Origin of the sequence: Streptomyces sp. CA-251387 (assembly GCF_050936625.1) — a bacterium.
Lineage (GTDB): Bacteria > Actinomycetota > Actinomycetes > Streptomycetales > Streptomycetaceae > Streptomyces.
In genome coordinates, this window is the sequence record NZ_JBNJMJ010000001.1 from 2794531 (window position 1) to 2821037 (window position 26507).

25 protein-coding genes are annotated in these 26507 nt (G+C 70.7%); 14 read left to right on the top strand and 11 right to left on the bottom strand.

The features are described 5' to 3' along the window. Window positions 1-220: 220 nt before the first annotated feature. Window positions 221-637 (top strand): transglycosylase SLT domain-containing protein, encoded by a 417-nt coding sequence (locus tag ACQEV2_RS12510; RefSeq protein ID WP_433039421.1) that lies wholly within the window; start codon window positions 221-223, stop codon window positions 635-637. Between the two features lie 83 nt (window positions 638-720). On the opposite strand, the gene ACQEV2_RS12515 is transcribed toward ACQEV2_RS12510, so the two are convergent. Both ACQEV2_RS12515 and ACQEV2_RS12520 read right to left on the bottom strand, forming a co-directional pair. Next, window positions 721-900, bottom strand: a complete 180-nt coding sequence (locus ACQEV2_RS12515; protein WP_433039422.1) for a hypothetical protein — start codon at window positions 898-900, stop codon at window positions 721-723. A gap of 89 nt (window positions 901-989) precedes the next feature. Next, complete coding sequence (locus ACQEV2_RS12520) at window positions 990-2225, bottom strand: cytochrome P450 (RefSeq protein WP_433039423.1); 1236 nt, start codon at window positions 2223-2225, stop codon at window positions 990-992. Window positions 2226-2416: 191 nt separating this feature from the next. On the opposite strand from ACQEV2_RS12520, the gene ACQEV2_RS12525 reads away from it, so the two are divergent. After that, entirely contained in the window at window positions 2417-3586 is a 1170-nt protein-coding gene (locus ACQEV2_RS12525; protein WP_433039424.1) for a steroid 3-ketoacyl-CoA thiolase, read from the top strand. Here ACQEV2_RS12525 and ACQEV2_RS12530 read toward each other — a convergent pair. Both ACQEV2_RS12530 and ACQEV2_RS12535 read right to left on the bottom strand, forming a co-directional pair. Continuing rightward, complete coding sequence (locus ACQEV2_RS12530; protein WP_433039425.1) at window positions 3570-3770, bottom strand: DUF397 domain-containing protein; 201 nt, start codon at window positions 3768-3770, stop codon at window positions 3570-3572. The genes ACQEV2_RS12525 and ACQEV2_RS12530 overlap by 17 nt on opposite strands. Then, a complete protein-coding gene (locus ACQEV2_RS12535) occupies window positions 3730-4578 on the bottom strand; it encodes a helix-turn-helix domain-containing protein (RefSeq protein WP_433039426.1) in 849 nt (282 codons plus the stop codon). Before ACQEV2_RS12535 ends, ACQEV2_RS12530 begins: the two co-directional genes overlap by 41 nt. Before the next feature lie 91 nt (window positions 4579-4669). On the opposite strand from ACQEV2_RS12535, the gene ACQEV2_RS12540 reads away from it, so the two are divergent. The 3 genes from ACQEV2_RS12540 (at window position 4670) to ACQEV2_RS12550 (ending at window position 8998) form a co-directional block, all read left to right on the top strand. Continuing rightward, a complete protein-coding gene (locus ACQEV2_RS12540) occupies window positions 4670-5095 on the top strand; it encodes an ATP-binding protein (protein WP_433039427.1) in 426 nt (141 codons plus the stop codon). A gap of 83 nt (window positions 5096-5178) precedes the next feature. Then, entirely contained in the window at window positions 5179-7269 is a 2091-nt protein-coding gene (locus ACQEV2_RS12545) for a P-loop NTPase fold protein (protein WP_433039428.1), read from the top strand. A gap of 88 nt (window positions 7270-7357) precedes the next feature. Continuing rightward, window positions 7358-8998 carry a hypothetical protein gene (locus ACQEV2_RS12550; RefSeq protein WP_433039429.1) on the top strand — a complete coding sequence of 547 codons (1641 nt, stop codon included), beginning with the start codon at window positions 7358-7360 and terminating at the stop codon, window positions 8996-8998. Here the strand turns inward: ACQEV2_RS12550 and ACQEV2_RS12555 are convergent. Continuing rightward, window positions 8952-11009, bottom strand: a complete 2058-nt coding sequence (locus tag ACQEV2_RS12555) for a bifunctional glycosyltransferase 87/phosphatase PAP2 family protein (RefSeq protein ID WP_433039430.1) — start codon at window positions 11007-11009, stop codon at window positions 8952-8954. The two genes, ACQEV2_RS12550 and ACQEV2_RS12555, sit on opposite strands and share 47 nt — an antisense overlap. Before the next feature lie 392 nt (window positions 11010-11401). Here ACQEV2_RS12555 and ACQEV2_RS12560 point away from each other — a divergent pair, with 392 nt between their 5' ends. Then, window positions 11402-12547 (top strand): DUF2330 domain-containing protein, encoded by a 1146-nt coding sequence (locus tag ACQEV2_RS12560; RefSeq protein WP_433039431.1) that lies wholly within the window; start codon window positions 11402-11404, stop codon window positions 12545-12547. Between the two features lie 51 nt (window positions 12548-12598). Beyond that, complete coding sequence (locus ACQEV2_RS12565) at window positions 12599-13267, top strand: O-methyltransferase (protein ID WP_433039432.1); 669 nt, start codon at window positions 12599-12601, stop codon at window positions 13265-13267. A gap of 29 nt (window positions 13268-13296) precedes the next feature. Here the strand turns inward: ACQEV2_RS12565 and ACQEV2_RS12570 are convergent, their stop codons facing one another. Then, window positions 13297-13689 (bottom strand): hypothetical protein, encoded by a 393-nt coding sequence (locus ACQEV2_RS12570; RefSeq protein WP_433039433.1) that lies wholly within the window; start codon window positions 13687-13689, stop codon window positions 13297-13299. 97 nt (window positions 13690-13786) lie between these two features. On the opposite strand from ACQEV2_RS12570, the gene ACQEV2_RS12575 reads away from it, so the two are divergent. Next, the gene (locus ACQEV2_RS12575) at window positions 13787-14236 is read left to right on the top strand and encodes a DUF1992 domain-containing protein (RefSeq protein WP_433039434.1); all 450 of its coding nucleotides are present in this window, start codon (window positions 13787-13789) and stop codon (window positions 14234-14236) included. On the opposite strand, the gene ACQEV2_RS12580 is transcribed toward ACQEV2_RS12575, so the two are convergent. Continuing rightward, window positions 14225-14677, bottom strand: a complete 453-nt coding sequence (locus tag ACQEV2_RS12580) for a hypothetical protein (protein ID WP_433039435.1) — start codon at window positions 14675-14677, stop codon at window positions 14225-14227. The genes ACQEV2_RS12575 and ACQEV2_RS12580 overlap by 12 nt on opposite strands. A gap of 5 nt (window positions 14678-14682) precedes the next feature. Next, window positions 14683-15378, bottom strand: coding sequence for a hypothetical protein (locus ACQEV2_RS12585; RefSeq protein WP_433039436.1), 696 nt, complete (start codon window positions 15376-15378; stop codon window positions 14683-14685). 69 nt (window positions 15379-15447) lie between these two features. On the opposite strand from ACQEV2_RS12585, the gene ACQEV2_RS12590 reads away from it, so the two are divergent. Together ACQEV2_RS12590 and ACQEV2_RS12595 are read left to right on the top strand one after the other, a co-directional pair. Then, entirely contained in the window at window positions 15448-15699 is a 252-nt protein-coding gene (locus ACQEV2_RS12590; protein WP_433039437.1) for a dihydrofolate reductase family protein, read from the top strand. 23 nt (window positions 15700-15722) lie between these two features. Next, window positions 15723-16214, top strand: a complete 492-nt coding sequence (locus tag ACQEV2_RS12595; RefSeq protein ID WP_433039438.1) for a GNAT family N-acetyltransferase — start codon at window positions 15723-15725, stop codon at window positions 16212-16214. A 463-nt stretch (window positions 16215-16677) separates the two neighbouring features. Here the strand turns inward: ACQEV2_RS12595 and ACQEV2_RS12600 are convergent, their stop codons facing one another. Next, window positions 16678-18735: an MDR family MFS transporter gene (locus tag ACQEV2_RS12600; RefSeq protein WP_433039439.1), complete on the bottom strand. Its 2058-nt coding sequence runs from the start codon at window positions 18733-18735 to the stop codon at window positions 16678-16680. 301 nt (window positions 18736-19036) lie between these two features. Here ACQEV2_RS12600 and ACQEV2_RS12605 point away from each other — a divergent pair, with 301 nt between their 5' ends. Beyond that, complete coding sequence (locus ACQEV2_RS12605) at window positions 19037-20014, top strand: peptidoglycan-binding domain-containing protein (RefSeq protein WP_433039440.1); 978 nt, start codon at window positions 19037-19039, stop codon at window positions 20012-20014. 60 nt (window positions 20015-20074) lie between these two features. Here the strand turns inward: ACQEV2_RS12605 and ACQEV2_RS12610 are convergent, their stop codons facing one another. Beyond that, complete coding sequence (locus ACQEV2_RS12610; RefSeq protein WP_433039441.1) at window positions 20075-20752, bottom strand: HAD-IA family hydrolase; 678 nt, start codon at window positions 20750-20752, stop codon at window positions 20075-20077. 230 nt (window positions 20753-20982) lie between these two features. Beyond that, entirely contained in the window at window positions 20983-21564 is a 582-nt protein-coding gene (locus ACQEV2_RS12615) for a TMEM165/GDT1 family protein (protein ID WP_433039442.1), read from the bottom strand. 376 nt (window positions 21565-21940) lie between these two features. Here ACQEV2_RS12615 and ACQEV2_RS12620 point away from each other — a divergent pair, with 376 nt between their 5' ends. From ACQEV2_RS12620 to ACQEV2_RS12630, 3 genes are all read left to right on the top strand, one after another. Beyond that, window positions 21941-22585 carry an HNH endonuclease family protein gene (locus tag ACQEV2_RS12620; protein WP_433039443.1) on the top strand — a complete coding sequence of 215 codons (645 nt, stop codon included), beginning with the start codon at window positions 21941-21943 and terminating at the stop codon, window positions 22583-22585. A gap of 111 nt (window positions 22586-22696) precedes the next feature. After that, window positions 22697-24370 carry an alkaline phosphatase D family protein gene (locus tag ACQEV2_RS12625; RefSeq protein WP_433039444.1) on the top strand — a complete coding sequence of 558 codons (1674 nt, stop codon included), beginning with the start codon at window positions 22697-22699 and terminating at the stop codon, window positions 24368-24370. 182 nt (window positions 24371-24552) lie between these two features. Beyond that, window positions 24553-26481 carry an FAD/NAD(P)-binding protein gene (locus tag ACQEV2_RS12630; RefSeq protein WP_433039445.1) on the top strand — a complete coding sequence of 643 codons (1929 nt, stop codon included), beginning with the start codon at window positions 24553-24555 and terminating at the stop codon, window positions 26479-26481. Window positions 26482-26507 lie beyond the last annotated feature (26 nt).

Below are 26507 nucleotides of genomic sequence, written 5' to 3' on the forward strand. Positions count from 1 at the left end.
ACCTGCACATTGAGAGCCCCGTCACACAAACGACCTTCCTCCCGCATACGACCACAACTAGCAAAAGGGCTCATTGCGGACGCCTTCCCGGCCTGCTTCTCTGGACGACGTCGCACGGCGCCGACGTGCCCACAGGGCCGCGGCGCCGACGCATGCCCCCGCCTCGCATCGCGTGGTTCCGGCATGCCTGCGGCGCACTGTCCCCGAAGAAAGGCTCCCCGTGTCCGTCGTTTCCACCTTCCGCCGCATCTCCGCCCCGAAGAAGGCCCTCGCCGGTGCCGCCCTGGCCGCCGCCACCGCCGGCACGCTGTTCGCCGCCGCTCCCGCGCAGGCCGCGACGACCTCGTCCTCCTCGGCGCAGACGATCGCGAAGAAGATGATCTCGGACTCGGCCCAGTACCAGTGCTTCTCGAACATCGTCGACCACGAGAGCGACTGGAACGTCAACGCCACCAACGCCTCGTCCGGCGCCTACGGCCTCGTCCAGGCCCTCCCGGGCAACAAGATGGCCTCGGCCGGCTCCGACTGGAAGACCAACCCGGCCACCCAGATCAAGTGGGGCCTGGACTACATGAAGGACCGCTACGGCAGCCCGTGCGGCGCCTGGAGCTTCTGGCAGGCGAACGGCTGGTACTGAGCCGACCCAGCCACACAGAACTGAAGGCGGCGACCCCATGATCCCCGGGGTCGCCGCCTTCGCTCGTCCTGCCCGCCGCCCCCCTAGTCGCGGTCACCCGCCACCGCGTCGACGACGAAGCCGACGGCCAGGACCGTGACGACGAAGAGCAGCACCATCACGACATGCCGCGTGGTACCCGGATCGGTGAACGCCGGGCCGAGGCCCCAGGTGACTGCCACGGCCGCACCGGTCGGCACGGACCGGATCATGATCTTTCGCACAGACGGTGAGGATAGCCGAGTGACGGGCCCCGGGGGAGGCAGGAACGGGGCGTAGGGATAGGGGGTGCTCCTGCCTCCCTCGGGGCGGGTCAGCCGGTGCTGACCCGGAGTTCCTTCACGCCGTTGATCCACGCGGAGCGCAGCCGGCGCGGGTCGCCGGCCAGCCGCAGGCCGGGCATGGCGTCGGCCACGGCGTTGAAGATGAGGTCTATTTCGAGGACGGCCAGGGACTTGCCGAGGCAGTAGTGGGGACCGCCTCCGCCGAAGCCCAGGTGGGGGTTGGGGTCGCGGGTGATGTCGAAGGCGTCGGGGTCGGCGAAGACGTCGGGGTCGTGGTTGGCGGAGGCGTAGAAGATGCCTACCCGGTCGCCCTTCCTGATCTGCTTGCCGCCCAGCTCCGTGTCCTGCGTCGCCGTGCGCTGGAAGGAGACCACCGGGGTCGCCCAGCGGACGATCTCCTCCGCCGCCGTCGCGGGGCGCTCCCTCTTGTAGAGTTCCCACTGCTCGGGGTGGGTGAGGAAGGCGTGCATGCCGTGGGTGATGGCGTTGCGGGTGGTCTCGTTGCCCGCGACGGCCAGCATCAGCACGAAGAAGCCGAACTCGTCCGAGCGCAGGTTGCCTTCGTCCTCCGCCGCCACCAGCGTCGTGACGATGTCCTTCGCCGGGCACTCCTTCCGGTCGGCGGCCATGTTCATCGCGTACGCGATCAGTTCGGTGGCCGACTCCTGCCCGACCTCCTCGGTGATGGCGTACTCGGGATCGTCGTACGCGATCATCTTGTTGGACCAGTCGAAGATCTTGGCCCGGTCGTCCTGCGGGATGCCGATGAGCTCGGCGATGGCCTGGAGGGGCAGTTCGCAGGCGACCTCGGTGACGAAGTCGAAGGGGCCGGAGCGGTCCCTGGCGTTCGCGGCGATCGCCAGCGCCCGCGACCGCAGGCGTTCCTCCAGGGCGCGGATGGCCCGCGGGGTGAAGACGCGCTGCACGATCTGGCGGACCCGGGTGTGCTCGGGCGGGTCCATGTTCAGCAGGATCAGCCGCTGCGCGTCGATGGAGTCGCGCTCGATGTGCTCGTTGAAGCGGATGATCGCGGTGTTGAGGGTGGACGAGAACAACTCCGGGTGCGTCGACACGTACTTGACGTCCGCGTGCCGGGTCACCGCCCAGTAGCCCTCGTCCTGGAACCCGGCCACGTTGCCCGACTGCGGGATCCAGCGGACCGGTTCGGCCCGGCGCAGCTCGGCGAACTCCGGGAGGGGTACGCGGTGTTGCAGCACATCGGGGTCGGTGAAGTCGAACCCGTCGGGAAGCGCGGGACAGGGCATGAGCAGCTCCTGACGGTCCATCAGCTAAGAGGGATCACCGCGACGGTAATAACGGGTTCTACAACTAGCAATAGCCATGGACCCCCCAATTGCCTGCACAGCCCTTGCGGTCAGCCAGTCGGCGTCAGCAAACTGCACCCAGAACTAGAACACGTACTAGTTCCGCAGAGCCTCGGAGAGGATCCGCACCCATGGCTGCCGAACCCGTGATCGTCGAAGCCGTCCGCACCCCCATCGGCAAGCGCGGCGGCGCGCTCGCCAACCTCCACCCCGCCTATCTTTTGGGCGAGACCTACCGCGAACTCCTGGGCCGCACCGGCATTCCCGCGGACTGCGTCGAGCAGATCGTCGGCGGAACGGTGACCCATGCCGGCGAGCAGTCCATGAATCCCGCGCGCACGGCCTGGCTGACCATGGGCCTGCCGTACGAGACGGCGGCGACGACGGTCGACTGCCAGTGCGGGTCCTCGCAGCAGGCGTCGCACATGACCGCCAACATGATCGCCGCGGGCGTCATCGACGTCGGAATCAGCTGTGGCGTCGAGGCGATGTCGCGCGTGCCGCTGGGGTCGGGGTCCAAGCACGGGCCCGGGAAGCCGTTCCCGGACGAATGGAACGTCGATCTGCCCAATCAGTTCGAGGCGGCGGAGCGGATCGCCCGCCATCGGGGGCTGACCCGGGAGAACGTCGACTCACTGGGTCTGATGTCGCAGGAACGGGCCGCGGCCGCCTGGGCGGAGGAGCGGTTCAAGAGGGAGACGTTCGCGGTCCAGGTCCCGACGACGGAGGACGAGCAGCGTGCCGGGCAGGGCATGTGGCGGCTCGTCGACAAGGACGAGGGGCTGCGCGACACGTCCATGGAGGCCCTGGCGGGGCTGAAACCCGTCATGCCGACGGCCGTGCATACGGCGGGCAACTCGTCGCAGATCAGCGACGGGGCGGCGGCGATCATGTGGGCGTCGAAGCGGATGGCGCGGGCGCTGAAGCTGCGGCCGAGGGCGCGGATCGTGGCGCAGGCCTTGGTGGGGGCCGACCCGCACTTCCACCTCGACGGGCCGATCGACGCGACGAAAGCGGTGTTGGGGAAGGCCGGGATGTCCCTGAAGGACATTGATCTGGTGGAGATCAACGAGGCCTTCGCTTCAGTGGTGTTGAGCTGGGCGCAGGTCTTCGAGCAGGACCTGGAGAAGGTCAACGCCAACGGCGGTGCGATCGCTCTCGGGCACCCGGTGGGGGCCACCGGGGCCCGGCTGATCACGACCGCACTTCATGAACTGGAGCGGGCGGACAAGGAGTTCGCGCTGGTGACGATGTGTGCGGGGGGTGGGTTGGCCACCGGCACGATCATTCAGCGGCTGTAGCCCAATCCAAGAACGCCGTGAAGGTGGTGGGTCCGACGGTGAGGATCGGGCCCGCCGGGTTCTTGGAGTCGCGGATGGCGACAGTGCTTACGACTTCGGCAACTTCTACGCACTCGCCGCCCTGGTCGCTGCTGTAGCTGGACTTACGCCACTGGATCACCGTCGGAACCGCGTTGCTCCCCATAGCGTTCCTCCATTACGCGCCGGATCAGCGCCGCCGAGTCCCTGAGGGAGAGCGCGGCGGCTTGAAGATGATCGTAACGGAGCGAGCAGTTCTTGACGGTGTCCGGGTTCGCGGTCGGATGCCCGCTGCCGTAGCCCTCGGTGTAGACAATGTCCGGGTCGCTCGCGAAGCGGAAGAGGGTGAACGAGCCTGTCAGCCCCGCGTGCGCGCCCGCCGAGAAAGGCAGCACCTGGATGTTGATCCGTGGGTTGCTCTCGAAGGACAAAAGGTGAGCCAGTTGGCCCCGCATGGTCGCCGACCCGCCGATCTCCTGGTACAGCGCGGCCTCGCTGAGGATCATCCAGAAGACCGGCGGCTCCCCTTTGTCGAAGATGCGCTGACGGGCCAGCCGTACGGCGGTGCGATCGTCGAGGTCCGTCTCGTCCAACGCACCCAGCGTGGCGCGGGCGTACTCGCCTGTCTGGAGGAGGCCGTGCACCATGCCCATCTGGAAAGTGCCGATCTCTGTCGCCCGCGCCTCCAACTCCGCCACCTGCTGAAACCACGCCGGAAGTTGACTACGCATCACCAGCTCATGCAGCCGGGACAGCGCCCCGTCCGTCCCCAGCGCGGCATCGGCCCGTTCGCTGAGCGGCAACGTCGGCAGCTTGCGGGCCGTCTCGATCTGGCCTACCAGCGAACCCGTGCAGTAGACGATGGCCCCGAGCTGCTTCTGCGTCAGCCCGGCGGCCTCGCGGTAACGCCTCAGCTCGAAGCCGTAGTAGTCCAGTGGCGAGGCGCCGGGATCGAGGGTGTTGATGTGGGTCACGCAGAGCCCCTCTCACGCAACTCGGCCCACTTCGGGACCTGTTGTGTCCGTTCGGTAGCCCAGCGTAGTTGTGCGAGGTCACGCTCGTACCGTGAACGGATACATTCCCCCCACCTACCGGGCCCCCTTCCGCCCCCAGTACCGGCTGCGCCTCACCGTCGGCGCACACTCGGCCCGCCACATCCGCAGCATCGCGCGCTCGCTGCTCGGCGAGTGGGAGATGCCCGAACTCACCGACGCCGTGGAACTGGGTGTGACCGAGCTGGTCGCCAATGTCGTACGGCATGTTCCGGACCGGCGGTGTGAGGTGCTGGTGCTGCGGCAGGAGGGGGCGGTCCGGGTGGAGGTCACCGACGGATCCCCTCAACTTCCCACGGTGCCACGGGAGTTGTCGTCGGAGGCGGAGGGCGGGCGCGGGCTGGTCCTTGTCGATTCAGTGGCTGACAAGTGGGGCGTGGATCCGGTGCCAGGGGGTGGCAAGGCGGTGTGGTTCGAGTGCTGGTGCGGAAGTACCTGAGAGTGCCGGTACTGAGTCGAGAAGAACTGTTCGCGCAACTGCTGCCGCGTGTGCTGAGCGGAACCGAAGTCCAGAGCAGCGGCGTGAGCGAGGACAGCCTGGCAGCTGCCGCGGAAGTGAAGCGGGACGTCGTTCTGGGTCGTGCCCGGGATGCGGAGAACACGTATCAGCAGGCTGTATCCCGGGCTCGCCTGGAGGCGCGGCTCCGCAGGGTGTTGATGGCGGCCGGCGCACTGGTGTTGCTGATACTGCTCACGGTGGCGGTGTCGTACGGCTGGAGCGAGGCGCTCAAGGACGCTCTGGCCCATGACCGTTCCGTCTCGCTCGGGTCCCTTGCAAGCAAGGCCTTCGGATTCATCCTGGTCACAGTCGGGATCGCCTTCACAGTGGCCTTTGTGCCCTGGTGTGTCCACTACCTTCTGTCGCGCGATGTGCGGGCAGGCGCACCGCCCTCCAAAGGGCGTCAACTGCTCATCGCCGGCGGCTTCGCGTATGGCTTTCTGGCGCTGGTGTGCTCGATCTTCGTGGGGATCTACCCGACGGAGGTCGCCTGGCAGCTGTCGCACCACCGGCCGGTGGACGAGGTCGGCGGGTACGGTGAGGGCGTCTGGTTCGCGCTGGGCTCTCTCGCGTTGTTCGCGCTTCCGCCGCTGGCGCTTGCACGACTCGCCCCGGCTGTGTCCAGGCAGTCGCTGTCCCTCGGCTACTTGATCGCCCTGGGGGGATGGAGCCGAGCGGTGCGGCAGTCGGAGGCCGTGTGGCGGGAGGCCGTGGAGCGGGAACTGCTGAGCTTCGTACGGGAACGCATCAGCGAACAAACCCAGCGCGTCTTCTCCACGCGACTCACCATCACCGATGCCCCCGGCCTGAGGCAACTGCACGCCGGTCATGAGCATGTGCCGACGCGAGCCGACCGCCAACTCGCCATGATCAGCGCGGGCATGGCGGGCGGCAGCATCGCTCTGTCGGGCCCGCGCGGCGCGGGCAAGACGCAGGTGCTTCGGAATTTCTGCAGGGTCGACGAGGCGGACCCTTCGAGTCCGGCAGGGCAGTTGAGCCTCGTCGAGCCGGTACCGGTCCTCTTCGACCGGCGAGAGTTCATGCTCCACCTCTTCTACAAGCTGTGCGACCTCGTGATCAAGGAAGGTCTCGGCACGGCACAGGAGGCCGAGCGGCACAAGCGCTCGATCCGTTACCTGCAGACCCAGTCGGACGAGGCGGCTCTCAGCGCCGGATGGCGAAGCTGGAATCTGTCGGCGAAGAGGGCAAGCTCGCTCGCAGAGCAGCCGCAGACGTACCCCGAGATCGTGGATGCGCTGAAGAGGTTCCTCGGCGCGACGGCACTGGAGCTGCGCGAGGAGGAGGGGCCGAGGCGCCTGGTGATCGGCATCGACGAACTCGACCGGATCGAGCCGGCTGCCGCCGCGCGCACCTTCCTGAACGAGCTCAAGGCCGTGTTCGACGTCCCGAACTGCCTGTTCGTGCTGTCGGTCTCCGACGAGGCGCTGCGGGACGCCGAGTTGGCGCCGGTCGGCCGACGGGATGCCTTCGACAGCGCGATCGACGAGGTCGTCCGGGTCGAGCCCCTCGATCAGAAGAGGGCCGAACTCCTGCTGGGCCGTCGGGTGACGAGGCTGCCGGTTCCCTTCGCCGCACTGTTCTACTGCCTGTCGGGCGGCATGCCGCGCGACCTCCTGCGGACGGCCCGCGCGGCCATCGCGTACGTCTCACCGGACCAGCCCCGCTCGCTCACCGACTTGGCCGCCAAACTCGTGGAACGCGAAGTCGACCGCATCGCCAACGCCGCCGGCGGTTCGGACGAGCATGCCGAACTCGCGCAGCTCTTCCGCCGGGACGTCGTCGCCGACGATCGACTCGACGAGCTGGGGAACCTGATTCACCAGCAGGCCGGAGCGATCGGCGACCGCGCCCGGATGGGCGCCACGCTGGCCAACCGTGCCTACTACCTGGACACGGTGAAGGGAATCTTCACGGACGCCCTCACACTGGAGCAGTTCCGCGAGGCATCCGATCGCCACTACTCCGGTTCCTTCGCCGCCCTGGCAGGCGCCCAGCGCGAGATCGGCACGGCCGACACGCTGGCCCGGTCCACGCTTCAACGCGTCAGGGCGGCTTGGTCGTTGCCCGTCCCGCCTGCCGTCCCTCCTGTCTAGAGCGAGGCCGGCCCGCGCCTTCGGCAGCGACATAGCCGTTCTTCCGCGGACAGTGAACGTTTCCTTGCGACTTCACGTCTTCGAACACGTGGTCCCAGCCGAACTCACCGTAGCCCGCCCAGAGCGACGAAACACGGCCCTCCCGCGGAACCACCCCCTCCGCACGCTGTACCACCGCCACCGGATCCCGCTGCTGGCCACCCTCCCGGCCCTCCCCCTCTACGCGATCTGGTGGGCCTTCCTCGCCACCGGCGGCGGCGACCTGGCAGCCCAGTACGCGTGGTCCGGCTTCACGGCGCGGCACGGTGACTCGGCCTACAACCTCTTCTGGTACGGCGGTATGCACACCGCCAACTACAGCCTGATATCGCCGTACTTGATGGCCGCCGTCGGCGTCCGCGCCGTCACCGTCATCTCCGGCATCACCGCCACCTGGCTCGCCGCCGTCCTGATCACCCGCGTCGACGGCCTGCGAAGACCCCTCGGCCCCGCCCTCCTCGCGTCCTTCGCCCTGTGGTGCAACGTGGCCTCCGGCCGCACCACCTTCGCGCTCGGCGTCGCCTTCGGACTCGGCGCGTGCCTGATGCTCACCCACGGGAGACGAATCGTCCTCGCCGCCGCCTACGCCGCCCTGGCGACCATGGCCAGCCCGGTGGCGGGCCTGTTCCTGGTCGTCGTAGGCGCCGCGTTTCTCCTCACCCGCGACTTCCCCCGCGCCCTCGCCCTCCTCCTCCCACCCGCCGTCACCGTCGGCGCCACAACCCTCCTCTTCCCTTTCAAGGGCGAGCAGTTGATGTTCGCCGACCGCATATGGCCGCCGTTCTTCCTGGGCCTGGCCGTCACCGCGTTCGCGCCCCGCACCTGGCGCGTCGCCCGCTGGAGCGGTGCCGTCTACGCGGGCGGGGCCGTCCTGACGTACCTCATTCCCTCCCCCATCGGCACGAACGTCGAGCGCTTCGCCGAACTCTTCGCGCCCGCGGCCCTCTTGGCCGTCCTGCTGGCCCGGCCCGGCCTCGCCAAGGTCCGCCGGAGGCTGCTCATCGCCGCGCTGGTCTTCTCCGTCGGCTGGGTCGGCAAGAAGACCGGGGACGATCTGTACGTCTCCACCAGGGTGCCCGCCTGGGCCGCCGAGACGCAGGGAGTGGTCCGCGCCCTCGACCGCCTCGGCGCCGACCGCACCCGCGTCGAGGTCGTCCCGGCCCGCAACCACCGCGAGGCCAGCGGGCTCGCCCCGCACGTCAACATGGCCCGCGGCTGGAACCGGCAGCTCGACATGGAGCGGGCCCGGCTGTTCTACGACGGGTCGTTCGACGCGGCGACCTACCGCACATGGCTGGATCGCTGGGCCGTCGGGTTCGTCGTGCTGCCGATGGGCAAGCCCGACGGGTACGCCAAGGACGAAGCCCGGCTGATACGTGATCACCGGCCCGACTGGCTGGTGCCGGTGTGGCGGGACGCGCACTGGCGGGTGTACCGGGTGCGGGACGCCGTGCCTCTGGTGTCCGAGCCCGCGAGCGTCGTGTCGACGTCCAGCGCCGACGTCGTCGTCCGCATGGCGCGGGCCGGGACCGCCACGGTGCGCGTCGCCCATTCACCGTGGCTCCACGTGGACGGCGGCGGCTGTCTCACCCCCGAGGGCGAGTTCACTCGCCTGACCGTCTCCGCCCCCGGCGAATACCGCATCAGCTCGGAGTACGGTCCTTCACCGGACCCCGGGCGCCACTGCTGACCGCGTCCTTCTCCGCCCGCGCCGTGACCGTCCGGGCGCGCGGGCCCTGGAAGAGGTACGTCATGGCGAAGCCCGCGCCCACGACCATCGCCCCGCCGGCCGCGTCCAGCACCCAGTGGTTGCCGGTGGCGACGATCGAGGTGACCGTGAAGAGCGGGTGCAGCAGGCCCAACGGCTTCAGCCATCTGGGGGCGAGGATGACGATCACCAGGCCGCACCACAGGGACCAGCCGAAGTGCAGGGACGGCATCGCCGCGTACTGGTTGGTGAGTTCGGTGAGCGTGCCGTAGTCGGGCTTGGAGAAGTCCTGCGGGCCGTGGACCGTGTCGATGATGCCGAGGCCGGGCATCAGGCGGGGCGGGGCGAGTGGGTAGAGCCAGAAGCCGATCAGGGCGAAGACCGTCGCGAAGCCGATCGCCGTGCGGGCCCAGCGGTAGTCGACGGGGCGGCGCCAGTAGAGGACGGCGAGGATCGCGAGCGGGACGCCGAAGTGGAACGACGTGTAGTAGAAGTCGAAGAAGTCCCGCAGCCAGTCGACCTTCACCACGGCGTGGTTGGCCCAGTGCTCGATGTCGATGTGCAGGGCGCGCTCGATGGAGTGGATCTCCTCGCCGTTCTCCTCGGCGGTCACCCGGCCGGCCGAGTTGGAGCCTCCGGCGGCCGCGAGGCGGATCTGGGCGTAGGCGTAGTACGTGACCCGGATCAGGAGGAGTTCGAAAAGCAGATTGGGGCGGGTGATCACCCGGCGCAGGAACGACACCAGCGGGACGCGCCGGAAGCGGGACGGGGCCGGGTCGGCGTACTGGGTCGGGATCGGCGTCTGCCAGTACGGCGACGTGCGCGACAGGAACGGCACGACCGCTGCCGTGGCGAGCGCGGCCAGGAGTACGAGGTCGGCGCGCAGGGGGTGGAAGAGCGCCTTGTCCGGCACCATCATCCTGGCCGGCAAGGTCATGACCAGCACGATCGCGATCGGCCACACATACCGGTCGGAGGCCCGCCTGCCGACCTGGCCGACCACGGCGAGCAGCACCCACAGCAGCTGGTGCTGCCAGGCGGTGGGGGACACGACGATCGCCGCGCAGCCGGTGATCGCCACGGCGAGGAGCAGCTGCCCGTCGTGGGCGTAGCGCACGGCGCGGCGCAGCGCGAGGACGGCGACGGCGGCGCCGATGAGCAGGAAGAGGGCGATCTCCAGGGAGCCGGTCAGCCCCAGCCGGAGCAGGGCGCCGTGCAGGGACTGGTTGCCGAGGTCGTCGGCGCGGCCGCCGAGGCCGACGCCGGCCAAGTGGTGGACCCAGTAGGTGTACGAGTCGTGCGGCATCGCCACCGCGGCGAGCACCGTGCACCCGGCGAACGAGGCCCCCGTGGAGAGCGCGGCCCGGCGGCGGCCGGTGAACCACAGCAGCGGCGTGAACAGCAGCAGGGTCGGCTGGAGGGCCGCCGCGACGCCGATGAGCACGCCGCTGGTGCGCTCGCCGCGCACGGCGAAGCAGCCGAGCAGGACGAGCAGGACCGGCATGATGCTGGTCTGGCCGAGGTAGAGGGTGTTGCGCACGGGCAGCGACAGCATGAGCAGGCTGATCGCGACCGGCGCGGCGAGCAGCGAGGTCCGCCGGCTGACCGGCTGGGGCAGGGCGCGGGCGGCGACCAGGCCCAGGGCGACGACGAGCAGGAGGGTGCCGAACGTCCAGCCCCAGCCGAGGGCCTGCTCGGCGGCGCGGGTCAGCGGTTTGAGGACGAGTCCGCCGAACGGCGTACCCGTGAACTGCGTCGAGTCGTACAGCGAACCTTTCACATGCAGGACGCCGTCCGGGCCGACCCAGGTCTCCAGATCCGTCAGCCGCTCCCCGTCCGGGGTACTGAGGACGACGGCCACCTGCCGTACGGCGAGGATCGCGGCGATCAGCCACAGGCCGAGCCGCGCCAGGCGTACGCGTGCCTGGACCGCGCCGACAGCCGTGGCTCCGAGCGCCTCGGCCGGTCGCCCACCGTGTTCCGCCTTCGCCACGCCTCGTCGGCCTCCCGCCCCGCCTCGTCCCACACGGCACACGCGTCAGGAATCCTTACGAACCCGATGGGGCCCGCATCGCCCCCGGGAGAGACGCCGGCAACCCCCGATTCACCTGACGTCCGCTCTCCTTTTGTCCCGATGACGATAGTCGGGGGCCGGCACGCCCGCCTCCGGTGGGGCCTCCTCCGGCGAGGCGGAATCGATCACATCGCGGAAGGCGGGCCCCGCGACGGGATCATCCGCCGTACCGTCTGAAGCCCGGGCGCCGGCGGGCCGGGCGGCGGGACGGGGGAGCCGGGACGGGGGAGCCGGGCCTCGCAACCGACGACGCGACGGAGCCGGACGTCACGACCGTGGAGAGGCTTGCGGGAATGGAGGCGCTGCGCGCAATGGCGGAATTACTGCGGGCACGGGGCCGGCGTCGGCCTCACGGCCGCGTCCTCACCCTCGGTCTGGCGTTGCTCGCCCTCCAGCTCGGCCAGTTCGTGGCGCCCGCGTGGGCGTGCGGCTGCGGGGCCATGGTGCCCGGCGACGCGCGGCGCGTGACCGTCGGGCGTGAGGAGTCCGTCGTGCGGTGGGACGGGGCGCGCGAGCAGGTCGTGATGCGGCTGACCGTCGGCGGGGACGCCGAGCGGGTCGCGTGGATCATGCCGGTGCCGGGGCGGGCGACGGTCCGGCTCGGCGACCCCCAGCTCTTCGACGAGCTGCACGACGTCACCGCGCCCGTGCACCGCGAACGCCGGCACTTCTGGCCCCAGGACGGCGACTGGCCCCTGGTGACCGGTGACGGCACCGCCGGCCGCCCCCGCCCGCCCTGGGCCCGCGGCGGCCCTCCCGTGAGCGTCGTCGGCCGGCAGCGCCTCGGCCCCTTCGACGTGGCCCGGCTGACGGCCACCGACCCCGGCGCCCTCGACGGCTGGCTGGACCGCAACGGCTTCGCCCTGCCGCCCCGGCTGACCGGGACGCTTCGGCCGTATGTGCAGAAACGCTGGGAGTACGTCGCCGTCAAGCTGGCCGCGCAGAGCGCCGGTGAGCAGCTGACCGGCACGCTGGACCCGCTGCACCTCACCTTCCGGGCGGACGAGCCGGTCTACCCGATGCGCCTGTCGCGCCTCGCCGAGACCCCGCAGTCCCTGGGCCTGTACGTCCTGGCCGCGCACCGCATGGAACCGAGCTCCCGGATCGGCGGCGAACGCCCCCGGGTCACCTACGCCGGACGGGTGACCGGGATTTCCGGCCCGCTGGCCGAGCTGGCGTCCGGCACTCCGTTCCTGACCGCGATCGGCCAGGAGTTCCCGCACCCCGAACACATCTCCGGCGACCACGTGCTGCGCCGGGCACCGGTCGACGACACCTTCCAGCAGGTGATCCACGAGGACCGGCTGCGCACGGTGGCCGGCGTCCCGGCGTGGCTGCTGACGGTGGCCGGCGGGCTCACCCTGGCCGTGGTGACGGCGGCCGCGTGCGCCGTACGACGCTCCCGGCGGCCGGAAATGCCGCCGCCCCCGGCGCAGCCACCTGCGCCGGTCGCCTGAATCCGGGCATGCTGGAATCCCGGACGGGACACGCATACGAAAGGCAAGGCGATGAGCGAGTCGCAGCGGTGGGACGACGTCGACGAGTACTTCTCCGCGCACCTCTCCCCCGAGGACGACGCCCTCCAGGCGGCCCTGCGTGACAGCGAGGCGGCGGAACTGCCGATGATCAACGTCACCGCACCCCAGGGCAAGTTCCTCCAGCTCCTCGCCGAGATCCAGGGCGCCCGGAACATCCTGGAGATCGGAACGCTCGCCGGCTACAGCACCATCTGGCTGGCCCGCGCCCTGCCCGCCGACGGCCGGCTGATCTCACTGGAGTACAACCCCAAGCACGCCGAGGTCGCCACCCGCAACATCGCGCGCGCCGGGCTGGACAAGATCGTCGAGGTGCGGGTCGGCGCGGCCCTGGAGTCACTGCCCAAGCTGGCCGACGAGAACCCCGCCCCCTTCGACCTGGTCTTCATCGACGCCGACAAGGCCAACAACCCGCACTACATCGACTGGGCCCTCAGGCTGACGAGCACCGGCAGCCTGATCGTCGTGGACAACGTGGTGCGCGGCGGCCGGGTCGCCGACGCGGACAGCACCGCGCCGGACATCCAGGGCAGCCGCGCCGCGATCGAACTGATCGGCAGCCACCCGAGGTTGAACGGCACGGCGATCCAGACGGTGGGCACGAAGGGCTACGACGGCTTCGCCCTGGCCCGCGTGCTGTGAGCCCCTGGCCGCTCAGGGCTCTCCTCGGCTCAAGCCTCGTGATAGAAGCCGACGTTGACGCTGCGGGGCGCGGTCCGGTCCTGGACGACGATCTCGCCGCTGCCGCCCCTGGGCAGCGGCACCGTCCCGCCGTACGCGATCGGCTGGGCGTACTCCCCCACGGTCAGCCGTACCTCGGAGGACGGATCCGCCTGCGAGCCGCGCAGCCAGGTCACCTGCCAGCCGCCGTCCGGACCGCACAGGAACTCCAGGTGGACCCGCGACACGAACAGCCAGTCGTCCGGCGTCGCCAGCCGGCACACCGACTTGTCCCGGCCCACCCGCAGCACGGCGCCCGGCTCGCTGGGCGCATCGGCCATGAGCATGCCGGCCGTGGCACCCTCGTCCGCCGCGGACACGGCGGCCATGGTGAGTTCGAGCACGTGCGCTCCTCCTGAAACGTCCTTGTACGGCGGCCGTTTGGCCACCGCGCCCGCATGATAAATCGCCCGGCACCACCGCGTCCGGCACAATGAACTCATGACCGAGCGAAAGCCCCCCGGCGTCCCGTTCGAGTCCTGGGTCGACAAGCAGATCCACGACGCGCAGTCGCGCGGCGAATTCGACCGGCTGCCCGGAGCGGGCAAACCACTACCGCCGGACCTTGAATCCCCGTACGACGAACTGTGGTGGGTGAAACGCAAAATGGCCCGCGAGGGCCTGTCGGTCCTGCCCCCGGGCCTGGCTCTGCGCAAGGAGGCGGAGGACGCGCTGACGGCGGCCTACGCGGCGCCGACGGAGCGCATCGTCCGGAAGATCATCACGGACGTGAACGTCAAGATCCGCGACATGCTGCTGAAGCCGCCGCCCGGCCCGCCCCTGGGCCGCAAGCCGTACGACGTCGAAGAGGTCGTACGGGAGTGGCGGCAGCGCCAGGAGGGGCGCCGAGCGGCGGACGAGGCAGATGTGTCGGATGCGTCAGATGTGTAGGAGCCGCTCCGCCAGCTCACGGTAGTCGCGCAACGCGAGACGAAGCTGCTCGGTGTCGGTGGACGAGCCGGGCTTGTCCTCGGCGACGTCCATGGACTGCCAGGACCCGCGCAGGGTACGGCGGCGCTGCGCCACCGCCTCGGTCAGGCGGCCGGTGAGCTCCTCCAGGACGTGGTCGGCCTCCTCGACGGCGGCCCGAGGGCCGTCGACGAACCCGGAGACCGCGTGCTGCAGTTGCAGCTCGAACTTGTCGGACTCGTCGTGCGGGAAGAGCGGAGTGGCCACGCGCCCGCGCTCCGTGTCGATCCCGCCCGGCGTGGTGACGCGCGACTCGCGCGACTCCGTGCCACCACGCTCCGTCCCGCCGGTCGGCGCGACTATGGGCCCGCTCCTCGCCGGCTCCTGGGGATCGATTCCCCTGCCGGTCGTCGCGTCCGTCATGTCACTCAACTCCCCTTCGCGTGACGCCCTGTGAACGTCCAGGGCAGATGGCCGCGGTGGCCGTCGGTGCGGGCGGCCGCCCGCCCGTCGCCGTCCCTGCGGGACTCGTGAGGCTCCCGGGAAGCCCCGTGGTGACGCCCGACGGGGGCCGTCAGATCCTCGAACAGGGCCCGGGCCTCGATCATCGCCTCACGCATCTCCTCCGTACCCGGCCCGCCGCCTTCCTGTCCGCCGCCCACGTGCGCATGGGCGACGCGGTGGACGTGCCGGTAGCCGTGCACATGGTCCGCGTGGTGCACGGACAGGGCGGACAGCTGCTCCTCGTACTGCGCACCGTCCGGGAAACCCCGTGCCTGCGCCAGCTCCGCGAGCAGCCGGTCCGCCTCGTCGACGGCCTGCTTCGGCGAGTCGACGAAATGCTCCTGGGCCGCCGTCCAACGGGCCTCGAACCGCTCGAGCTCGACCGGCTCCAGCGGCCGCTCGCGCAGCCCGCCGTGCCGCTCCACCCGCTGGGCGAGCTCCCTCTCGGCGGCCTTGGCGTCCCCGTCGTGCCGGGCCACGGCTCGCTCGTACTCGGGCCCGAAGCGCCGCTTCAGACCCCGGCTGCCCTGCGTACCCCGAGCGCGCAGGGCCAGGACGGCCGCGCCGAGCACGACGACGACCGCCGCGATCACGATCAGAACGATCACACTTGTGGACATGTGTGCCGGGTTGCCCGGAAGACCCCCCTCAAACGGCCGCCGCAAGGTGAGGGACCCGGGATCAGGCAAGTGCGAGAAGGAGTGGCCCGGGACACGGCAGGGGACAAGGACGTCTCCCTGGCCGGCGGGGCGGATCTGGTGCAGCAGTTCATCCGCGCCGGATGGCTGGACGAACTCCTGCTCCACATCGTCCCCGTCGTCCTGACCGGCGCGGGCGGGCGGCGCCTGTTCGACAACGTCGGGGACAAGCAGGTCGAATGGCGCAAGACACAGGCCCTGGACGCACCCGGAGCCACCCATATTCGCTTGCGGGCCCACTGATCCACTCCCCCACAATGACGCCCATGACCTGGACCGTCGCCCCGGACCCCCCCGACTCCCCCGTCGCCGCCGCGCTCTGGCGGGCGTACTACACGGAGGTCAGCGACCGCTTCTACCTCCTCCACGAGGGGCGCCGTACCGACCCGGCCGAACTGGAACGCGAGATCGCCGCCACCACGTGGGACGAACTCCGGCCGCCGAAAGGCACGTTGCTGGTGGCCCGGTACGCGCGCGAGCCGGCCGGCTGCGCCGGAGTGCGACTGCTGGACGCGCAAACCGCCGAGCTCAAGCGGGTGTTCGTGTACGAGGAGATGCGCGGCAAGGGCGGCGGCGCGGTGCTCGTACGGGCGGCCGAGAACACGGCACGCGCATGGGGCGCCACCCGCCTGATCCTGGACACCCGCCACGACCTGGTCGAGGCCCGCGCCCTGTACACCCACCTCGGCTACGAGGAAACGGCCCCACACAACGACGACCCCTACGCCGACCACTGGTTCAGCAAGGCCCTGCACTGACGCGACGGCGTTGTGGCTGGGCGGATTGCACGGTTGCCCGGCGTTGGGGCTGGGCTGGGGTGGGTCGCGCAGCCCGGCGCTGACGGGGTGCCGCTGCGCCCAGGCTGGCGCGGACCTGCGGCTGAATCAGCGTGGCGGCGCGCAGCAACGCAGGCTGCTGCGGCCGAAAGGCGGTGGCGCGCACTCCCACGGGCCCGCAGTCGCGTACGGCGGGAAGGGGACGTGTCGGGGGGTGTCCGCCCGCAGTGGCCGGCGTCAACACGCAGCCCCTCCTGGCCTAAGTCCAGCCGCCGGTCCGAGGACGGACACCCCCCCCCGGCACGGCACCGACCCACCCACCGACCGCAGGCGCTACGCGAACCCCCACTCAGCGGCACAGGCCGCCGCAGGCATCAACGCGCACCCCCACCGACCCCGCACGGACAACCGCACGCCCCCGGCCCAACCGCCGGAGGCACCCGGCTCAGCCGCCGGAGGCACGCGGCTGTTCCCGGTCCGACCCGCACAACTCCTCGTTCAGCTCCTTCACCAGCTGAATCAGATCGGTAGGCCGATCCGGCCCCCACCAGTCCCCCAGCAACTCCGCCAACGACTCCTCCCGCACCCGCGCCAACCGCCCGGCAACCTCCCGCCCCTCCGCGGTGAGCACAAGGTCGAGCCCCTCGCGCACGGCCAGCCGCCGCCCCTCGACCTGCCGGGCGGCGTCGAGGATGACCGGCAGCGGCACAGCGGTGCGCTCGGCGAGCAGCGCCGGCTCCACCCAGCCGTACTTCTTGATCCGCAGCAGCAGCCAACTCGCCGCCGGCAGCAGGTCGTACCCGGCCCGCGCGGTGATCGTCCGGTACACCTCCCGCCGCCCCTCCCGCGTCCCGAGCACCGACAACGCCCGGCACACCTCGTCGTACGACGACCGCTCGACGGGATTGCTGGCCAGCGTCTCGGTGACATCGGGCGCGGTCACGGACCCCCGCAGCTTGTCCTCCCGCAGGAACCAGGCCAGCACGAACCCGAGCAGCGCGACAGGAGCGGCGTACAGGAACACGTCGGTGATGGCGGACGCGTACGCCTCCAGCGCCCCCGGCCGCAACGCCTCCGGCAGTTCGGCGATGCCCCGAGGATCCGCTTCCAGCCCCTCCAGCGAGACACCGGGCGGCAGTTGCACCCCCCGGAACGCGTCCACGAGCTTGTCGTCGAGCCGCCCCGCGAAGACCGTGCCGAAGACGGCGACACCGAACGAGGCCCCGATGGACCGGAAGAAGGTCGCCCCGGAGGTGGCGACGCCGAGATCCTCGTACGAGACGGCGTTCTGCACGATCAGCACGAGCACCTGCATGACCAGCCCGAGCCCCAGCCCGAACACGAAGAAGAACAGGCTCATCTCCCAAGTCGAGCTGTCCCTGTCCAGCTGGTGAAGCAGCAGCAGACCCAGCGTCGTGACCCCGGTCCCGGCGATCGGGAACACCTTCCAGCGCCCGGTGTGGCTGACGATCTGCCCGGACCCGGTGGACGACAGCAGCATGCCGAGGACCATCGGCAGCATGTGCACACCGGACATGGTCGGGCTGACGCCCTGCACGACCTGGAGAAACGTCGGCAGATAGGTCATCGCGCCGAACATGGCGAACCCGACGACGAAGCTGATGACCGCCGACAGCGTGAACGTCCGCACCCGGAACAGCTTGAGCGGCAGCACGGGTTCGGCAGCCCGCCGCTCCACGGCGACGAACGCGACGGCGAGCACCACTCCGAGAACGGCCAGCCCGACGATCTGCGCCGACCCCCAGCCCCACGTGGTCCCGCCGAGGGACGCGACCAGCACCAGACAGGTGGCGACGGACGCGATGAGGAACGTACCGAGGTAGTCGATGACATGCCGCGTCGACTTGCGCGGAATCCGCAGGACGGTAGCGATGACGGCGAGCGCGACGACCCCGACGGGAAGGTTGACGTAGAACACCCACCGCCAGCTCAGATGCTCCGTGAACACCCCGCCGAGCAGCGGCCCGAGCACACTGCTCGCCCCGAACACGGCACCGAACAGCCCTTGGTACCGCCCCCGTTCACGCGGCGGGACGATGTCGCCGACGATCGCCATGGACAGCACCATGAGCCCGCCGCCGCCGAGTCCCTGAACGGCCCGGAAGGCGATGAGCTGCGCCATGTTCTGCGCCATGCCGCACAGCGCGGACCCGATGAGAAAGATCACGATCGCGATCTGGAAGAGCCGCTTGCGCCCGTACTGGTCACCGAGCTTGCCCCACAGGGGAGTCGCGGCGGTCGACGCCAGCAGGTACGCGGTCACGACCCACGACAGATGCTCCAGGCCGCCGAGGTCGCTGACGATGGTCGGCAGCGCGGTCGAGACGATGGTCTGATCGAGGGCGGCGAGCAGCATGCCGAGAAGCAGCGCGCCGATGGAGACGAGGACGTCGCCGGGCACGTTCTCGTGCGTCTCGACTCCCCGCTTCGGGGGCTGCGCGTCACGCACATTTCCCGTCATACCGTGCGCATCGCCGCCCATGAAGACCTCCCGAGGCAGTCGTTACACCTCCCTGCACCTCCCATCGTGATCGCTTTACGCGGTTATGGCCTGTCGAGTCCCTTTGGAATCGGTTATTCCGGGGGCTTGCGGAGACCGCGTGAGGAACGTCTGCGTAATGTGGGGAGTTCGCGAGGGGAGGGGCGAACGCGTGAGCGAGCCGAGGGGAACAGAGGGAGCGATGGGTCCGGACGACCCGGGGCACCCGCACGGTCGCCGGTGCCCGGAGTGCGGGGCACCGAGAGCGGTCGACAACACCCCGTCGTGCGGCTGCGGCGCGCGCGTGTCCGAAGCCCTGAGAGATGCCCGTACGGCGGAGGCGGCCGCGGCGGAGGACTTCGATCCGCTGCGGATACGGCCATACGTGGAACTGGAGGGCGGCGACGGCCGCGAGGGCGAAACGATGCCGCTGCGAGCGGTGCCGACGACGGCCCCACCCGCCGCACCGTCCGCCACCGAACCGACGGCCCCGACATTCCCCACCCCTCTGTCACCACCGGCGACGACACCGAACGCAGAGGACCTGAGCCTCTTCGAGCCGGGCACGGCCCACCACGACGAGGCCGACCACGACGAGGCCGACCACGACGAGGCCGACTACGGCGGGGAGGACTACGGCGGGGAGGACAGCGAAGACGCCCCGCGCCGGGCGGGCCGGCACCGCCGTACGGTCCTGCTCGGTGTGGGCGGGGCGCTCGTGGCCGTGCTCGCGGCGGCGGGTCTGGCCAGTGGCCTGTTCACTTACGAAGCACCGTCGCGGGAGACGGCCCTCCCGAACGACGTACGGCCGAGCGTTCCGGCACCGTCGACCAGCGAAGCCTCGGAGGAGCCGTCACCGACCGGGGCGCCGACGCGATCGGCACCGGCCGCCGCGCCGGCGTCCCCCACGCCGAGCACGTCGCCGTCATCCTCCCCCTCCGCCTCCAGCGCGTCCCCCACGCCGTCACGCTCGGCGGAGCCGACGGCGCCGCCCTCATCCTCGTCCGCCGAAGCCACGGCTCCCCAGGACGACTCCGCCGCGGCCCTGCAGCCCGCGCCCCCGACCCTCCGCCGCGGCGACCGCGGCCCCGAGGTCACCGAACTCGAACTCCGCCTGACCCAGCTCGGCCTCTACACGCGGGAGGCCAGGGGCACCTACAACGAGGGGGTCGAGGACGCGGTCAGCAGGTATCAGTGGGCGCGGGGGATTCAGCCGGAGGAGTACGGGGTGTATGACCTGGCGACGAGGGAGAGGCTGGAGTCGGAAACGACGGAGCCGTGACGCGGTTCGCCCAGGAGCTCGGGGGTTCGACTTCGCCATCAACCCGACCGCCCCGAGCTCTCAGGCGACGATCACCCGGATCTCCCCACCCGCCGCAACCTCAACCCGTACCTGCCGCAAATCCGCCACACACACGTCCGGCGCATGGAAACCCGCCCGCGGCCCGACGCCCACCACCCGCATCCCCGCGGAGCGCCCCGCCTCGATCCCGGCGGCCGAATCCTCGAAGACGACGCAATCAGCCGGCTCGACGCCCAGTTCCGCGGCCCCCTTCAGGAAACCCTCCGGATCCGGCTTGCTGGCCCCCACGGACTCCGCGGTGACCCGCACATCAGGCAGCTCCAGCCCGGCGGCAGCCATCCGCGCCGCCGCGAGCGCCGCATCCGCCGACGTCACCAGCGCATGCGGCAACCCCCGCAGCGAGGCCAGCAACTCCGGCGCCCCCGGAATCGGCACCACGCCCTCCACATCCGCCGTCTCCTCGGCGAGCATGCGGGCGTTGTCGGCGTGGTTCTGCTCCATCGGCCGGTCGGGCAGCAACAGGGCCATCGAGGCGTACCCCTGGCGTCCGTGCACGACCTTCATCACCTCGTCGCCGTCCAGCCCGTGCTGCTCGGCCCAGCGACGCCAGATCCGTTCCACTACGGCGTCCGAGTTGACGAGCGTGCCGTCCATGTCGAGCAGGAGGGCGCGGGCGGTGAGCACGGTGGGCACGGAAGGCACGGTGGTGGCCGGCATCGGCAGCTCCAAGGCGAGGGGCACGGGGGCACACGAATGACCCCCGGAGGGACAAGGTGGTCCCGCCCGCCGGTCAGGGAAAACGGGCGGGAGCCACTTTGTTCCTCCACGGTACAAAACTGATCCCCGATCGCGCCACCACCTACAGAAACCGTTCACCGACAGTTCAGCCGGATCACCGGATCACCGGGTCACCACGCCACGCCACTCACCACACCCCCGCCCCCGACTCACCCGGCAACCGCCTCCCACAGGCTCCACACCCCGAGCGCCAGCATCACCAGCGCCGCCACCTTGGTGATCAACCGCAGCGGCACCCGCCGCATCAGCGCCTTCCCCCCGAGGATCCCGATCGCCGCCACGGACCACAGCGCCAGCACCGCACCGATGCCGACCGACAGCGGATCGTCGTACCGCGCCGCGAGATTCGCCGTCATGATCTGCGTCAGATCCCCGAACTCGGCGACGAGGATGAGCATGAACCCGGCCCCGGACACCTTCCAGAAGGACTGGTTCTCCGGCTTGCGGATCTCCTCCTCGTCCTCGTCCTTCTTCATCAGGAGAACGGCGGCACCGCCCAGGAAGAGCACACCGGTGAGCGCCTGCACGATCTGCTGCGGCAGCAGCGTCAGCACGCTGCCGGCCGCCACGGCCAGCGCGACATGCAGGGCGAACGCGGCGGCGACACCGGCGAAGACGTAGGAGGCGCGATAGCGCGTGCCGAGGACGAGCCCGGCGAGCGCGGTCTTGTCGGGCAGTTCGGCGAGGAAGACGACGCCGAAGACGACCGCCGTCACGGTGAAGCTGATCAAGGTTCCTCAATCGGTCGGGGCTGCCCCACCGAGAGTGCTGTACATCCTGCAAAGACACCTCGGCACGGCAGCACACTCGGCACCCCTGCCGTACGGCACGGGCGTGCACTGCTTGCCGAAGGTCTCGCTGGCCGACCTCACGAAACGAGGTCCGCCTCCGGGCGCCGGCTCAGACGAGCTGAGCAGTATGTCGACGGTCCGGCGAAGAGCTACTCCCCTTCTGCGTCCCCCATGGTACGTGATCGTTTCGCCGTAAACCTTGTCGTGTCATGCACGCGTCATTAGCTTCTAACCCAACGCACACCTCCCCGCAACACGGCGCCGCGAGCATTCCCTCGCTCGCACGCCAACACCCCCGCCTCCCAAGGGAGTTCGCATGTCGAAGTTCTACGCGCGTCGACGGGTCAGCATACTCGCGGCCCTCAGCGGCCTCATAGCCTCCGTCGCGCTTTTCAACGCCCCGACCGCCTCCGCCGCGCTCCCCACCCCCGTCAGCGGCGCCACCGCCCGCAGCTACCTCGCCCAGCTCACCGTGGCCACCGAGGACCGCACCGGCTACAGCCGCGACCTCTTCCCGCACTGGATCACTCAGTCCGGCGCCTGCAACACCCGCGAGGTCGTCCTCAAGCGCGACGGCACGAACGTCGTCCAGGACTCCTCCTGCGCAGCCACCAGCGGCAGCTGGTACTCCCCGTACGACGGCGCCACCTGGACCGCCGCCTCCGACGTCGACATCGACCACCTCGTCCCGCTGGCCGAGGCCTGGGACTCCGGCGCCGACAGCTGGACCACCTCCCGCCGCCAGGCCTTCGCCAACGACCTGACCCGGCCGCAGCTGATCGCCGTCACCGACAACGTCAACCAGGCCAAGGGCGACCAGGACCCGGCCACCTGGATGCCGTCGCGGACCGCATACCGGTGCACGTACGTCCGCGCCTGGGTGCAGGTGAAGTACTACTACGACCTCTCGGTCGACTCGGCGGAGAAGTCCGCCCTCACGAACCACCTCGCGAGCTGCTGACCCTCCGCACCGAGGGACCGCTGACGGAGTTCGGCAAACCGTGATCTGCGGAACCTCCCCGCTCACCTCCGTCGTTCCGTACCGTACGGGGCGACGGAGAGGGGCGATGACGTGGCCGAACTGCGCCTGGGACCACTGCTGAGGTACGCCGACGGCTCGTCCGCGACCGTCTGGGTCGAGGCGAGCCGTCCGTGCACCGCCGAGGTACGCGGAGCGGACGGTTCCGGCGGCGAGGCCCGTACCTTCCAGATCGCCGGGCACCACTACGCCCTGGTGCCGGTGACCGGTCTCGCTCCGGGGACGACGACGCCGTACGAGGTCTTCCTCGACGGCACGCGCGTGTGGCCGCTTCACGACGCCGGGTCCTCGGGTTCCTCTCGGAAGTTCCCGCCCTCCGTCATCCGCACCCCGGCCGACGGCGACCCCGTCCGTCTCGCCTTCGGCTCCTGCCGCTGGGCCGCGCCGCCGGCCGACGAGAAGGACACGGTCGGCCCGGACGCCCTGGACACCCTGGCCGCCCGGATCGCGGCCGACCCGGAGGGTGAGCGGCCGGATGTGCTGGTGCTGCTGGGCGACCAGGTGTACGCCGACGAGACCTCCCCGGCGACCCGGCGCTGGCTGGCCGCCCGGCGTGATCTGAGCGACCCGCCGGGCAGCGAGGTCGCGGACTATGAGGAGTACACCCGGCTGTACTACGAGTCGTGGCTCGATCCCGAGGTGCGCTGGCTGCTGTCCACCGTGCCCAGCTGCATGATCTTCGACGACCACGACGTCATCGACGACTGGAACACCTCCGCCGCCTGGCTCGCCGACATGCGGGCCACCTCCTGGTGGCGGGAACGGCTGCTGAGCGGGCTGATGTCGTACTGGGTGCACCAGCACCTCGGCAATCTGTCGCCGGACGAGCTGGCCGCCGACCCGCTCTACGCCGCCGTACGCCAAGTCCCCGACGGCACCGACCTGGTGCGCGACTTCGCCTGCCGCGCCGACGCCGAACCCGCCTCCGTGCGCTGGAGCTACCGGCGCGACTTCGGCCGCGTACGCCTGCTGATGGTGGACACACGGGCGGCCCGGGTGCTCGACGAGGACGCGCGCTCCATGCTCGATCCGGGTGAGGCGCGGTGGCTGCGCGAGCAGGTGCTCGACGCGCGTGGTTCGTACGACCACCTCCTCATCGGTACGTCCCTGCCGTGGCTGCTGCCGCACCTGGTGCACGACGCCGAGGCGTGGAACGCCGCCCTGTGCCGGGGCGAGCGCGGGGAGCGCTGGGCGCAGTTCGGGGAGCGTCTGCGGCGGCGGGCGGATCTGGAGCACTGGGCGGCGTTCCCGGCGTCCTTCGACGCGCTGGCGGCGCTGATCGCCGAGGCCGGGTCGGGGGCGGGAGCGCCGGCGACGGTGTGCGTGCTGTCGGGGGACGTGCATCACGCGTACGTGGCCGAGCCGAGCTGGCCGCGGGGCGAGGGGCCCGACGCCGGGGTCTTCCAGCTGACCTGCTCCCCCGTCCACAACGCCGTCCCTCTGGCGATCCGGCTCGGCTTCCGCTTCGGGTGGAGCGCGTTCGCCCGGGTGCTCGGGCGGCGGATCGCGGGGCACGGGGGCTGTCCGCGCCCGCCCATCGACTGGCGCAGGACGGGCGGGCCGTGGTTCGGCAACCAGCTCATGACGCTGACCCTGCGCGGGCGTTCGGCGCGGCTGCGGCTGGAGCAGGCGCGGGCGGCGCGAGGGGCGAAGACGGGTGCGCAGGCGCGGCTGCGAACGGTCATGGAGTCCGAACTCGCCCCGTAATCAGCCTGTTCCGCCTGCTTGCCCGCTTGTCACCCCCGTGGCATGTGATGCTCGTGATGCATCCCACACTCACCGACCCCCGGGGTCGGCTCACCCCGCTCCCGACGGCATGATGAGCCGGACCGTCCGCTTCCGACCGGCGGTTCGCTCCGCCGCGCCCCCCACGCCCGGGAGTCACCCCTTTGACTGCACCGACCTCCGTACCGCCCTCGGAGTCCCCCACGGTCTCCGTCGCCCTGGTCGGCGCGGGCCCCCGAGGCACCAGCGTCCTGGAACGCCTCTGCGCCTCCGCCGGCGAACTCCTCCCGCCCGGGGCGCGCCTCACGGTCCATGTGATCGACCCGGCACCGCCCGGTCCCGGACGCGTGTGGCGGACCGCGCAGTCGCCCGAGCTGCTGATGAACACGGTGTCCTCGCAGGTCACGCTGTTCACCGACGACAGCGTGGACTGCTCGGGCCCGATCCGGCCGGGCCCCAGCCTGTACGACTGGGCGGCGGGCGCGCTCGGCCCGGACGAGTATCCGACCCGCGCCCACTACGGCCGCTACCTGGAGTGGGTGTTCGCGAAGGTCGTGCGCGAGGCGCCGCCCGCGGTACGGGTCGAGACGCACGCGGCCCGTGCGGTACGGCTCGACGACGCGCCCGACGGCCACCAGGTCCTCACCCTCGACGACGGCCGCACCCTGCCCGGCCTGTCCGCCGTGGTCCTGGCCCAGGGGCATCTGCCGACGGCCGCCGACACGACACAGCGCGGCCTCGCCGCGTACGCCGCGCGCAACGGTCTGCGATACGTGCCGCCAGCGAACCCGGCCGACGTCGACCTCACCGCCGTGTCCCCCGGCGAACCGGTGCTGCTGCGCGGCCTGGGCCTCAACTTCTTCGACCACATGGCCCTGTTGACGACGGGCCGCGGCGGCCGCTTCGTACGCACCGGCGAGGAACTCCGCTACGTCCCGTCCGGCAACGAGCCACGCCTGCACGCCGGTTCGCGCCGCGGCATCCCGTACCAGGCGCGCGGTGACAACGCGAAGGGGCCGTACGGCCGCCATCTCCCGCTCGTCCTGACGCCCGAGGTGATCGCCGGTTTCCGCAAGCGGGCCGACTCGGGGGAGGCGCCGGACTTCCTCATGGAGATATGGCCGCTGGTGGCGAAGGAGGTGGAGACGGTGTACTACACAGCGCTGATACCGGCGGCCGGGCCTGGGGCGGGGGCTCGGCGGGCCGAGTTCACCGAGCGCTTTCTCGCCGTCCCCCACCGGGACCCTCAAGAGACGCTCCTGCTCGACGAGTTCGGCGTCCCGGAGAGCGAGCGCTGGAGCTGGGACCGGGTCTCGCGGCCGTATACGGGACGGGACTTCGCGGATCCCGGGCAGTGGCGCGAGTGGCTGCTGGCGTATCTGCGGGAGGACGCCGCGCAGGCCGCCCGGGGCAATGTGGACGGCCCGCTGAAGTCGGCCCTCGACGTGCTGCGCGACCTGCGCAACGAACTGCGGCTGATCGTCGACCACGGCGGCATCGCCGGCGCCTCCCGCCGGGACCACCTGGACCGCTGGTACACCCCGCTCAACGCCTTCCTGTCCATCGGCCCGCCCCGGCGGCGCGTGGAGGAGCTGGTGGCACTGATGGAGGCGGGTGTGGTGGAGGTGCTCGGGCCCCGGCTGGAGGTGCGGGAGGAGGCGGGGGCCTGGGCGGCGCACTCTCCGGAGGTGCGGGGTTCGGCGGTCCGGGTGACGGCATTGATCGAGGCGCGGCTGCCGGAACCCGACCTGCGCCGCAGCGCCGACGACCTGCTGGCCCGGCTGCTGAAGACCGGGCAGTGCCGCCCGCACACCGTCGACGGTTACGAAACCGGCGGGCTGGACGTAACACAGCGACCGTACCGTCTGATCGACCGTCAGGGCCGGGCACACGCCAGGAGGTTCGCGTTCGGGGTGCCCACGGAGGGTGTGCACTGGGTGACGGCGGCGGGAGCACGGCCGGGTGTGGATTCGGTCACTCTTTCGGACGCGGATGCGGTGGCACGGGCGGTGCTACACGTGGTTGTTTCCGGGGCTGACGGGGATTCCGAGGCGAAGCGCTGGCCGAATGTTGAACTTGCAAGTGTCGATTAGGGCTACCTAACGTGGGGCTACCGATC